Source organism: Shewanella subflava, from assembly GCF_025971955.1.
GTDB classification, from domain to species: domain Bacteria; phylum Pseudomonadota; class Gammaproteobacteria; order Enterobacterales; family Shewanellaceae; genus Shewanella; species Shewanella subflava.
Genome location: NZ_JAPDMX010000005.1, coordinates 50,124 through 62,916 on the forward strand (window position 1 = coordinate 50,124; position 12,793 = coordinate 62,916).

The following is a 12,793-nucleotide window of genomic DNA, read 5'->3' on the forward strand; positions in this document are numbered from 1 at the left end:
CAGCTTAAAATGGTCTAAATTCAATCGCTAAAACTTAAGTTAAACTTGAATAACTCGCTCGTTACAAGTTACAAGGCAAATTACCTCGACATTAACACGCTTTTTGCAACTGCGTACGACAAAACCACCAGCAATTGGCGGTTTACTGAGTATGAACAAGCAAATATTTTTAATACTTATTAAAGTTATGTTTTGAAACGGCCTACTAACTCAAATAATCGATCTGAATTTTGTTGAATATTTGCATTTAAATTTTCAGATTTGAGTGCTTGAGACGAAACACTCTCTGCAGAGGTTGCAATGGATTGGATGTTATTATCCATTTCAAACACTAAGCTAGATTGCACTTTTGTATTTGCTGCTGCTCTTTCTAATGCATCAGATACTTTGTTAATTAAAGTAGAGATATCATTTAACGCATTTCCAACATGGCTACTTTGCTCAACAGTGTCTAATCCAATTTGTTCACTTTGGTGCATCATTTTAGTCGCCATACTGGCTGTAGATTTTAATTTGTTTATCGTTTCTTGAATATGCGCAGTACTATCTTGGGTTTTAGCGGCCAAGGAGCGAACTTCATCGGCCACAACAGCAAAGCCCCTTCCTTGCTCTCCTGCTCTTGCTGCCTCAATTGCAGCATTCAAAGCTAATAAATTGGTTTGCTCTGCAATACTTTGTATTACCGCAAGTACGCTACCAATATTCTCTACCTCTTTACCCAACGCCTCAATTGTGCCACAACTTTCCCGTAGACTGGTGGCAAGGCTAAGAATTGTTTCTTGATTATTATTAACAACTTGCCGGCCATCTTCAGTGACTAAAGCCGCTTCTTTTGCCGAAAGCATCACTTGAGATGTCACTTCGGCAGTATCTTGTGACGTGGTATTCAAATTACCAAATGATATTGCAACATTATCAGTTTGTTTACGTTGCTCAACCATGGCAAGTGTAGTGGAATGACTAATTTCATTTAACTTATCAATATTACTTTTAATACCAGCAGAGTTCGAAGCGACTTGAATGACAATATTATGCACATTGGAAATAAAACGATTAAACTCCCTAGATAACTCGCCCATTTCATCTTGACGTTTATCATCTAATCGTTGAGTCAGATCGCCATCGCCTTCGGCGATATTCTTCAGTGTATCGATCGTTGACATAATTGGGCTTGTCATTGATTTAGAGAAAATATAACCCGCTAACGCTGACACCATTAACGCAATGCAGATCACTACGATCGAGATTTTCAAAATAGCATTTTGCAACTCCACCGTTGCTGCAAAAGCTTCATTTTCATTAATTTCGCTCACTAAAACCCAATTCGCATCACCAATTTTAAACGGACGATATGCAGATAACACCACGTCTCCCGCCAAATTCTGATATCGAGTAGACCCAATTTCACCTTTTAAACCAAGTTGGACAGCTTCTGTATTGACTGGCACCACCCCAACAAGCGAACCGCTCAATTTAATTCTATTCAAATCAAGCTTAGACATGCCTTGGCTCTCTCGATCTGATAGGTATTTATCTGAGTTTTCAATAAACAAACGACTGACACTTCTCAGCTTTGAGTCCTGCCCTACAACATAGGTTTCACCTGTTTCACCAAGACCAATATTTTGCCAGGATTGATGATGTGTAAAAATATCATTTAATTGTTTAATTGAAGACTTAACAACTATCACGCCGATGAAATTATCCATATCAAAAACAGGTGCGGCGATAAACATGGTAGGAAACCCCAGGCTGGGTTCATAATTTGAGAAATCCGTTATTGATACCTCACCTTTCACCGGATTCGCCACAATGGCATTGTAAGCTTGCGCTAAACCCGTATTAGCAAATGGGCCGTTTTGTAAGTTTGTGGCAAAATCAATATTCTTTGAAACTGAGTAGACGATATCAGAGGTTTTAGGATCAATAAGTAATAAGTCTTTATAACCAAAGTTTGCAATTAATTCACGGAAATTAACGTGATAAAAACTATGCGACTCAGAGTAAGCAGAATAATCAGGAGAATATACAAGGGCATTTTTTTTATCTAAATCGGCATCATTCTGACTGATATAGCTATATTGTAATGCCATCGCATTTGCATTTAACTTATTCAAATTAGACGAGATAGCAGGCTCTTCTGCATTATATTTTTTATATAATGGTGCAAACTTTTGCTGATAGAATTGTGAAACTAAAGAGGTTGTTGTCTCAACGGGTAAATCTGCTTTTTGGGCATGCGATGAAAAACTGCCACTAAAGTCAGCCATCGCCTCTATTGTTGTTTGACTCGTTGTGATTGAATTGATGTTTTTTTTCACTAAGTCAAAATAGGTTTCAACATTTTCCAAAGTCACATCTCTGACGGATATCAGCTGATTGTTTGCTTGCGCTTCAAGCAGCACTTTTCCTTTAATATTCGCCTCCCAAGAAAGCACAAGAGCAGCCACTAATACTGGGACAAAACCAATCACAGTCGCACCAAGTACTAATTTTCGTCTTATATTCATAAATCCCCTTTCAAGTAATCAACATTTTTATTTTCTATTTTTAGTTAATCTACTGCATTTGTGAAAACTTTGTATACGAAAAAAAGTAAACCCAATTAACATTAGGAGTTAAAACATGTTTTTTCAAATATAAATCAAGGCTCAACATCTTATGCGGCATTAATGAGCTAATATTGACGAGATAATCAAATTAAGCATGAAACTTTTGGCCCGTTTTTAACGCAATTTAAATCTAAATAGCGCCCCTTTTACCGTTATTATTTTTAGCTGCACGATAAGCAGACAATACAGCAATCAGATTAAACAACTGAACTCATTTCATTTAAGTTCATACATTTCACTTTTTTATCATTTAACACCTCAATAGTTGGTGACTATTAGATGGTTAAAGTGTCCTGTTTAATTAAAGTGGAACAATTAGCACAGCTGTGAGCAACTAAGATAGACTGTCATTGAGACACTTTTAGCAATGAATTCCATATATATCTCTTCGGTTCTGAATCTGCGATTGGCTAGTTAAAATTAATATCATCATATACTTAGAGGCGGACATTACGCCATCATCCCTACAAATCCGCGTTGTTGCTCAACATTAGCAAGCCATTGTTTAATTGATGGATAGGCTTTTAAATCAAATCCACCTTGATGAGCAACATGGGTATAAGCAAAAAGTGCAATATCGGCTAAGGTAAATTGCTCGCCCACTAGAAAAGCTGAGTTTTTAAGGGTTTGCTCCATAAAATCTAACGCTTTATAGCCTTTTTTATGGATAGCTTTATATTCATTAAGTCTGTCATTTGGCATGCCCAAATAATACTGAATGAAGCGCGCGACGGCGATATATGGCTCATGACTGTATTGTTCAAAAAACATCCACTGATACATTTTGGCTTTATCAAAAGGATCGTTGGGGATCAGTGCAGAGTTTTCAGCCAAATATCCCATGATGGCATTCGATTCTGATAATATTTGACCGTTTGCTGTTTCTATTAATGGAATTTTGCCCAAAGGGTGTTTTTGAAGATACCAATCATCCTGCGTATCGCCCTGTAAAATATCCATATCATGCCAGCGATGCGCTATTCCAAGTAGGCTTAATACCAGTTTGACCTTGTAGCAATTGCCTGACTTAATATCACCATAAACAGTTAACATATTTTGCTTTTGCTCCACATATTTTTATGCCCAAAGGGTTATAGACTCGATCAGTTTTTCACCAGACTGGAAATTAGCGCTCTTAATGCCGCAGGCTTAACCATTTTAGCCATATAGTGATAACCACGTTTTTCAACATCTTCCACTAATTGTTTATTGGTATTTGCCGTGATCAAAATACCCGGTAACTGTTGTCCGTAGCGGGCACGAATACCATCCATTGCATCGACCCCATTCTGGTCATCATCAAGGTGATAATCCGCCAGTACGATATCAGGAGCCACGCCTTTCAAACCAAGTTTAATACGCGCATCTGCTAAATCTTTGGCACACACAACTTCACATTGCCAACGGGTTAATAATGACTCTAAACCTGCTAATATGGCTTCTTCATTGTCAATGCATAACACTTTGACACCTGCTAATGGTTGCAACAAACTGGAATGGGATTTTGTTTCAACCTCATGTACCGTTTTACCTAATGGCACTAATATTGAAAACATGGAACCATCACCTAACTGGGATGTGACATTAATATCATGATCAAGCACTTTGCTGATCCTGTCAGCAATCGCTAGCCCTAACCCTAGGCCGCTAACATTGCGACTACTTGGATGATTTAAGCGTTTAAACTCACGAAATATCTCTTTAATATCATCGGCACCAATACCACAACCAGTGTCGAACACTTGTATTTCGATATGCTCACCGCGACGACGACAACCCATTAACACCCTGCCGCCTCTGGCATATCGATAAGCATTAGTGAGAAAGTTTTGTAAAATACGTCTAAGTAATGCTGGATCAGAATTAACCGTTAACGTTGAAGGCACTAGAGTGAAATGGATGTGGCTATCCTGCGCCATCGCATCAAATTCTACCGCCAAAGCATTTAGTACCTCACCGACGGCAAAGTCACGACGATTAACCTCAACCATGCCAGAATCAAGCTTGGAGATATCTAATAAATCTGTCAGTAACTCACCTGCCGTTTTTAATGAACTATTCACATGGGTGAGCGTGGTTCGTGCTTCTAAATCCAAGTTAGGATATTGAGATAAAGACGCGGTGAATAATCTTGCCGCATTGAGTGGCTGCATTAAATCATGGCCGACTGCCGCTAAAAAGCGCGTTTTTGAAGCATTGGCAAGCTCTTCTTGGGCTTTCGCTTCAAGTAATTCACTGTTGAGCAGGGCTAACTCGTAGGTTCGTGCTTTAACCCTTTCTTCCAATGTTTCATTGGCTTCCTTTAAGGCTTTTTCCTGTAACCGATACTGAGTAATGTCGGTAAAGGTCATAACAAAACCGCCATCGGGCATTGGATTGCCTTGAATTTTTATGACCTTGCCGTCTTTTCGTTCACGCTCAGAAGTATGCGGCGTACCATTGCGCATATGCTGTACACGAACCTCAACTTGATGGTCGATATCACCTGATCCACAAAACCCTCTGGAGGCATTAAACCTTACCACTTCACTAATTGGCATGCCTTGTTTCAAAAAGCCTTCAGGGTATTGATATAGCTCGGCATATTTGTAGTTCCACGCCATCAGATTAAGGTCTTTATCAACAACACTCATGCCTTCATAGGCGTGCTCTATTGCGCCACGGAGCATGTCCTGACTTAAAATGATTTTTGATGAGGCTTCATCTACTAAGCTAAATACTTCATCTAATGCCAAGTCACGTCCCTGCATAACAGAGTCCATCACTAACTTTGCACTTGATGCACCAAGCACCCCTGCCAACATATGCTCTGTGTGAGCAATTAATTCATCCGGTGCTGCTTTATGCCAACTGTCACTTTTAACGGCGTCGGCTGAAAAGCGGCTAAAGCTTTCATAGGCGCGGGTTGGGCTAACAAAGCGGCTGGCAAGGATCAACAAGTCCTGCTGGGCAATAGGTCCCTGACGCTTATTGTCATTTTGTTCCAGATGCCAGGGTTTTACAAAGTTACTGGCTTGAATACGCTCAGCAACACCGGCTCTAAACCACAAAGACCCTAAAACATAGCAAACAATATTGGCCAATAGCGCGGTCAGAATGTCACTCACGTTGGGTTTGATGGTATCTAATATCCCTTGATTAGCACCAAAATGTGCCAGTGCGCTAACATCATTGTTACTGAAAAACAAAATGTAACACCACAAACTAAAACCCACACCTAAACCAAAATAAACCCCATTACGATTACCGTATTTCCAATACAAGCCACCAATTAATGCAGGAGCAAGTTGGGCGAATGCGCCAAATGACAACATCCCCAAATGTGACAGCGAATCACTGTCGACTAAGGTTAAGTAGCTTATATAACCAAAACCTAAAATAATGACAATCGCCAAACGTCTGGCATTGAGGAGTAACTGTGAAAATTGGCTGAAATTTTTCTGCCTGATTTGCCCGGTGCGAAGCATGATTGGCACTAGCCACTCATTACTGATCATGACACTGATAGTGACCACTGCCACAATCACCATACCCGTTGCCGCAGATAAAGTACCCAATAAAGCAATGACCGCTAAAATGGGTTGATCAAGTGCCAACGGTAAGTTGATAACATAAGTATCGGCGGCGACACTGTCACCTAATAATATTTTGCCTGCTAAGGCTAAAGGTGCAACGAAAATACCAAATAACGCTAAGTATATAGGAAATATCCAGCGGGCTTTTTTGAGAATAGACTCACCACCACACTCAACCACCATCACATGAAACTGTCTTGGCATACACAAAAATGCCGCCATCCCCACGACTAACTCGGGTAAAAGTGACTCAATTCTTAATTGACCAAATTCAATTAAATCGCGCTCATTTGCCTGCTGCCAAATGTCATCAAAACCATCAAAAAAGCCAAAACTGATAACCCCCCCCACCAACAAAAAGGCGGTTAACTTCACCAGTGACTCAAAAGCAATAGCCACCATCATGCCAGGATTGTGTTCGGTGGCATCTAACTTACGGGTTCCAAATAAAATGGCAAATACAGCCAAAATAAAGGTGATCAGTAAAGGCACCCCTTGATGATTTAAAGGTGCGTCACTGGGTTGGAATAAATTCAGTGAAAACACCATGGCTTTTAGCTGTAACGCGATGTAAGGCATGATGCCGAATAAAGCAATCAGAGTGACTAAAGCAGCGAGCAACTGGGATTTACCGTAGCGAGCGGCGATAAAATCAGCCACCGAGGTAATATTTTGTGCTTTTGACACCACCACCATTTTGCGAAGCAAACCAAAACCAAAGGTAAAAATGATGATCGGACCAATAAAAATCGGTAAAAAAGACCACAGGTTGCTGGCAGACTGCCCCACGGTGCCAAGAAAACTCCAAGATGAACAATACACAGCCAAGCTTAAGCCATAAATCCACACTTGCGCTTTTTGGGTGATTTTAGTGAACCAGCGCTCAGCCCCCCAAGCCAAAATAAACAACAGCGACACATAACACACGGCAATAATTGCCACAAAAAGGGTTAAATTCATAACGCGATTTATTACCTTGAATTATTGAATGAGTCATCCGATATCATTCTTGTTATTATTTGGTTATCTTTTCAAAGCCTTCGATGATTGTCCATTAAACAATCAATATCATGCTGCGCAATAAAATTCACAACATTCATTTTTAAAAGAGTCACAGTTTAGCACGTGCAACAGGTTAAATAATAAGGACTTTATCAAACTAGACCAAGGTCTAATAGTGTTATAAGCCTGTTGCAGATGATACTTTCACCACGCCATTTATAGAAAGGGAAGCCCCTATGAGCTCGCAGTCTCTTTACAAAGTGCCTAGCGCTATCGCTGAAAATGCACTGGTCGATAATGATCAATATAAAAAAATGTACCAGGAATCCATTGTTAATCCAGAAGGTTTCTGGAGAGAACACGGTAAGCGCATTGATTGGATCAAGCCTTACACTAAAGTGAAAAAAACCTCGTTTGATGATCACAATTTATCCATCAACTGGTTTTATGATGGCACATTAAACGCATCAGCCAACTGTTTAGACCGTCATCTTGAAAAAAATGGTGACACTGTTGCGATTATCTGGGAAGGCGATGATGCCTCCGAGCAACGTAAAATTACCTATGCTGAACTGCATGCCGATGTTTGTAAGTTCGCTAACGCCTTAAGAAGCCAAGGTGTAACTAAAGGTGATGTAGTCACCATGTACATGCCTATGGTGCCAGAAGCTGCAGTAGCAATGCTAGCCTGTGCCCGCATTGGTGCTATTCATTCGGTCGTATTTGGTGGTTTCTCCCCTGACTCTATTGCCTCTCGCGTGATTGACGGTAAGTCAAAAGTGATCATCACAGCCGATGAAGGTATTCGTGGTGGACGTAAAATCCCACTTAAACGCAGTGTCGATGAAGCCATTGCACATCCCGATGTGAACTGTGTTGAAAAGGTTATTGTACTTAACCGAACTGGCGGCAATATCGATTGGGTTGAAGGCCGAGACATCTGGTGGAATGCATTAATGGATGTCGCATCAGAACATTGCCAATATGAAGAAATGGGGGCTGAAGACCCACTATTTTTGCTGTATACCTCAGGTTCAACCGGTAACCCTAAAGGTGTGTTACACACCACAGGTGGTTACATGGTTTATGCATCAATGACCCATGAGTATGTATTTGATTATAAACCAGGTGATGTTTACTGGTGTACTGCCGATGTAGGTTGGATTACTGGCCACTCCTATATGGTTTATGGCCCACTTGCTAATGGCGCCACTGTACTCATTCATGAAGGTGTACCTAATTCGCCAACGCCTTCTCGCTTAGGTGAAATGATTGACCGCCATAAAGTGAATATTCTTTACACAGCACCAACGTTAATTCGTGCATTAATGGCTGAAGGTAAAGAACAATTCAGTGAATACAAAGGTGATTCGCTGCGCATTATGGGCTCAGTAGGTGAACCCATTAACCCTGAAGCATGGCGCTGGTACCATGAAGTAATTGGACATGAGCAATGCCCGATTGTGGATACTTGGTGGCAAACTGAAACAGGCGGCATTTTGATTAGCCCATTACCGGGTGCGACTGATACTAAGCCTGGTTCTGCAACCCGTCCTTTCTTTGGTGTGCAACCTGCCCTTGTCGATAATATGGGTAACATTGTTGACGGTGCAACTGAAGGTAACTTAGTTATTTTAGATTCATGGCCAGGGCAAATGCGAACCATTTATGGCGACCATGACCGTTTTGCTTTGACTTACTTTAAAACCTTCCGTGGTATGTACTTCACAGGTGACGGTGCTCGTCGTGACGAGGACGGCTATTACTGGATTACAGGTCGTGTAGATGACGTTATTAACGTATCTGGTCACCGTTTAGGTACCGCTGAAGTTGAAAGCGCCCTCGTTGCCCATGAGCTAGTAGCAGAAGCGGCGGTAGTGGGATATCCACATGACATTAAGGGTCAAGGTATTTATGCCTATGTCACCTTAACGCGTGATGTCGAACCGACTGAAGAATTACGTCAAGAGCTTCGTTTATGGGTTCGCAAAGAAATTGGCGCATTGGCTACTCCTGATTTAATTCAGTGGGCGACAGGATTACCTAAAACCCGTTCGGGCAAAATTATGCGTCGTTTTTTACGTAAGATTGCTGCTAACGAGGTAACCAATTTAGGCGACTCTTCAACATTGGCTGATCCAGCGGTGATTGATACTTTAATTGAAACTCGTTTAAACAAAACCGAGTAACAACAAACTGAGTTGAGCAGAGACACCGCTGCTCAACGCTTTGACTCGCTTCATCATAAGCGACTTATTTTCATTATGTTATTTCCATCCACCCTAGAGAAATACTAACCAGTTTCTCTTTTTCGCCCCTCATTATGAGGGGCTTTTTTTATTCCCGTGCTTATTTGCCTAATCTATTGATAACCACTGATTGATAACCAGTGTATTTCCTACACCTACAGTATTGCAGATCTACCTTTTTCAATGGCCTCACATATGTCACTTGATTAACCCGCAACAAAATTACCGTGAAACCCAAGTGGTAAATGATAAGGTAACCAGGCTCTGGCTAATGGTCCTGATGCTAAATCATTCGCCGCAAAAATATTCAAGCAAGTGCGTTTTGTGGGAACATGCAACGCAGTCCCCATTAAGTAGCCACTGCCTTCAACGCCTTTAGGGCAAACACTCACATGCTCTTCTACCAGGTAATCATCACCAAAATGATAATGCTGCGTAGCGCCGGTATCAATATGCAAAGACGACAAGGTATCGCTCCACAAGCTGCTCGTTTTAGCCGACAAGTGATACAAATACTGATTTTTCAGGCCAACAAGATGATCACACACCCGCGGAAACTCACTGCTGTCGCCCACCGTTTGCATATGATAAGTGCCATCGATATACAGGCTAAACAAGGCGGTTTGCGCTTTCACACTTGCCTGCGACATTTTACCTTGCATCACATTCGCCAGCTTATGCAGCACATCAACATTAGGGTACAAGCTAGCATCAAAGTGAATGGTGCCGTTAGCTTCTTCCCAGGCATTACCATAATGAAAAGCAAATCCAGGCGGTAACTCAAAGCGTTTGGTCAATTTAAATGACTGCTTATTGATCACCAACACACTCATCGGAATATCGCCATTAAATTGGGTACGGGCAAAATTACCTTCAATCGCTTTATCAACAAACAGTGACGGCAAAATGATCAACACGCTCTTATCGGTAATCAAAAAGTCATGCAGCATACCGCCACGGTATTGGCTGTTAACTAGCCCCACATTTTTAACTTTGCCATTAGCCGCTAATTGATAAATCACCACCTGACCTGATGGGTGCAAACCAAAATTCCAAATATCCCCATTAGGGTCAATTTTAGGGTGCGCTGAAAAAGGTAATCCTTTTAAGCTGTTTTCATATTTTGACCCCGCGCCCAAATTAACCTGCTGAGTATATTGCATTGAATCTCGGTCAATTTGGGTCGGTGATCCTGCCTCCCAAAGCGCCCAAAGATCATCACCCACGGCAATAATATTGGTATTGGCGGTATTCACCGTATCACTGCTAGTCACAGGTAAAGCATCGGCTATTTTGGTATCAGGCCCTGAATAGACAAATTGCTGTGCCTGCTGCTCTTTAGCAAACTTCGGCGTGTTAATAAATTGCCCACGGTGGACTATTTTTGGGCTGCTAATGTCAAAGCGCTGCAACATACCGTCGCCTTCAAAGGCGTGTAAATAGCGATTATCATCACGCTCATATTTTGCTGGGCCGTTACGATAAAGAACACCCTGTAAATCTGCTGGAATACGCCCTTCAATTGTCAGAGTTTGCGGCTCAAAATTAGCTTCAACATTAGCAAAACCAATTAACTCAGGATGCTGTGCCAGCGCCTGATTAAATTGCTGCTTAATATTAACCACTGTAGGGGCAGAAGATGCCAACGCATTCACTGCACCGGGCAACATGCTTGATGCCCCTATTATTCCCATACCTTTTAAAAAATGTCTGCGTTGCATGCTCATCTCCAAAGTTGTCATCTTAAAATTGTTATCTCAAAATTGGTCGATTAATAAATGATTTGCGTGTGGTTAATCTGTGTTGATGCGTCTTCGGTGATGCTGAAAGCGGCGTCCTGATAAGCTACCGGGCCATAATTCGGTTTGGCATTACTTGAAAAACCATAACCTTCTGACGGCATGCCAAATAAATTGGTATCTAAGGTGCCGTTATTATTCTCGTCCTGAAAAAAGCGCACCGCATATTTACCCGCAGGTACATTGCTAAAAGTCACAATATTATTGCCCGCTTTGGACTGAATATAAGTCGCACTTAGCGCATTGCCATTTAAGTAATTAGCTTCACCGCTAAATAGCTGCACATAAATCTTACTTGGCTGGCTATTTACCCCTTCAATCTCAATCTTAATATCTGCGGCAAAAGTGGATGAATTAACCCACATTGATGCAAATAACACTGAAACCGCTAATAATGATGATTTACCCATTTTGTTACACTTGGTTTGAGTTAATCGAGTCGCTGCTTTATGGGTAGATGCATGAATCAATTTTGTAGTAAATTTAGTCATTGTTGTATGCCTATCGTCTATGATGAAAGTGTTATTGCAATGGCTGGTTAGTGCCGACATAAGACGAGCAAATCTCGCCATTGCTTCGTGTTGAAAAGACGATAGAATGGAGCGATAAAAAATCAAAGTGGCTTTTCGTAAAGTGACTCAAAAACTTCGTGAAATGTAACTAAAAAGGAATGTGTACCTTTGACGAATCGTGAAATACCCCTAAATAATCAACAACTAAAACCTAAAAAGACTAAACGCAAATTACTACAGCAACTGCTTGTAGTGGTATTAATTGGGCTATTTATTGGCTTTATGCGCCCCTTTGGTATGGATCAATACACCCTATTATTGTCGATGAGCTATTGGGTGTTTACCTGCATTTGTGGCTACTTAATTTATATGCCGCTGATCATTTTAGGCCATAAATACCTCGCAAACAGCGTAACCAAGCCTTGGCATCGGGTAGCCATATCATCACTATTTGCCAGCGTATTAATGAGCCTAATGGTGCCTCTTATTGGTTGGGCATTTTTTAACCACACACTATTATTAAGTCATCTTTTTTTACTCGCACTGCCCGACACCTTAGTGATAGGTAGCATTATTACCTTTGTCAGCATGTTACAAAACCATCTTCATAATCAAAAGCAGCAACTTGAGCAGTCAAAACTGGTTATTGAGCAATCGCAAAAGGTCATTGAACAGCATCAACAAAGTCAAGACATCAATAGCATTCAAATGGATCAGTTTATGGCGCTATTACCGCTAGAAAAGCGCGGGCAATTGCTGTGTTTAGAAATGGATGACCACTATTTAAAAGTGTACACAGACAAAGGCCAGCACATGCTGTTAATGCGCTTAAAAGATGCTTTGCTGCAGCTAGAAGGGTTTCCAGGTTTACAAACACATAGATCATGGTGGGTGGCAAACCAGGCTGTGGTGTCAGTTAATAAAGAAAATAGAAAAATGTCATTGTTGTTAAGTAATCATCTCGAAGTGCCGGTTTCTCGAACCTTTGCCGAGGCGGTTAAAGCAAACTTAGCCCTATAACCATGATATTATCCGGTCATAGTT

Annotated in this window: 7 protein-coding genes; 2 read left to right on the top strand and 5 right to left on the bottom strand. The window is 41.1% G+C overall.

What is annotated here, in order from left to right:
* Positions 1-185 precede the first annotated feature (185 nt).
* The 3 genes from OHT75_RS04320 to OHT75_RS04330 form a co-directional block, all read right to left on the bottom strand.
* A complete protein-coding gene (locus OHT75_RS04320) occupies positions 186-2,510 on the bottom strand; it encodes a methyl-accepting chemotaxis protein (RefSeq protein WP_264725223.1) in 2,325 nt (774 codons plus the stop codon).
* A 552-nt stretch (positions 2,511-3,062) separates the two neighbouring features.
* Positions 3,063-3,665 (bottom strand): glutathione S-transferase family protein, encoded by a 603-nt coding sequence (locus tag OHT75_RS04325; RefSeq protein WP_264725224.1) that lies wholly within the window; start codon positions 3,663-3,665, stop codon positions 3,063-3,065.
* 50 nt (positions 3,666-3,715) lie between these two features.
* Entirely contained in the window at positions 3,716-7,147 is a 3,432-nt protein-coding gene (locus tag OHT75_RS04330; protein WP_264725225.1) for a hybrid sensor histidine kinase/response regulator, read from the bottom strand.
* A gap of 278 nt (positions 7,148-7,425) precedes the next feature.
* Here OHT75_RS04330 and acs point away from each other — a divergent pair, with 278 nt between their 5' ends.
* A complete protein-coding gene (gene acs, locus OHT75_RS04335; protein WP_264725226.1) occupies positions 7,426-9,378 on the top strand; it encodes an acetate--CoA ligase in 1,953 nt (650 codons plus the stop codon).
* Positions 9,379-9,644: 266 nt separating this feature from the next.
* On the opposite strand, the gene OHT75_RS04340 is transcribed toward acs, so the two are convergent.
* Positions 9,645-11,159, bottom strand: coding sequence for a carotenoid oxygenase family protein (locus OHT75_RS04340; protein ID WP_264725228.1), 1,515 nt, complete (start codon positions 11,157-11,159; stop codon positions 9,645-9,647).
* Positions 11,160-11,209: 50 nt separating this feature from the next.
* Positions 11,210-11,728: a DUF2141 domain-containing protein gene (locus tag OHT75_RS04345; RefSeq protein ID WP_264725229.1), complete on the bottom strand. Its 519-nt coding sequence runs from the start codon at positions 11,726-11,728 to the stop codon at positions 11,210-11,212.
* Between the two features lie 189 nt (positions 11,729-11,917).
* On the opposite strand from OHT75_RS04345, the gene OHT75_RS04350 reads away from it, so the two are divergent.
* Entirely contained in the window at positions 11,918-12,769 is an 852-nt protein-coding gene (locus OHT75_RS04350) for a LytTR family transcriptional regulator (RefSeq protein WP_264725230.1), read from the top strand.
* Positions 12,770-12,793 lie beyond the last annotated feature (24 nt).

Bases quoted from the DNA above. Each gene is read 5' to 3' on its own strand.
- OHT75_RS04330 (WP_264725225.1), bottom strand. From the start codon at position 7,147: ATGAATTTAACCCTTTTTGTGGCAATTATTGCCGTGTGTTATGTGTCG.
- OHT75_RS04345 (WP_264725229.1), bottom strand. From the start codon at position 11,728: ATGACTAAATTTACTACAAAATTGATTCATGCATCTACCCATAAAGCA.
- OHT75_RS04320 (WP_264725223.1), bottom strand. From the start codon at position 2,510: ATGAATATAAGACGAAAATTAGTACTTGGTGCGACTGTGATTGGTTTT.
- acs (WP_264725226.1), top strand. From the start codon at position 7,426: ATGAGCTCGCAGTCTCTTTACAAAGTGCCTAGCGCTATCGCTGAAAAT.
- OHT75_RS04325 (WP_264725224.1), bottom strand. From the start codon at position 3,665: ATGTTAACTGTTTATGGTGATATTAAGTCAGGCAATTGCTACAAGGTC.
- OHT75_RS04340 (WP_264725228.1), bottom strand. From the start codon at position 11,159: ATGCAACGCAGACATTTTTTAAAAGGTATGGGAATAATAGGGGCATCA.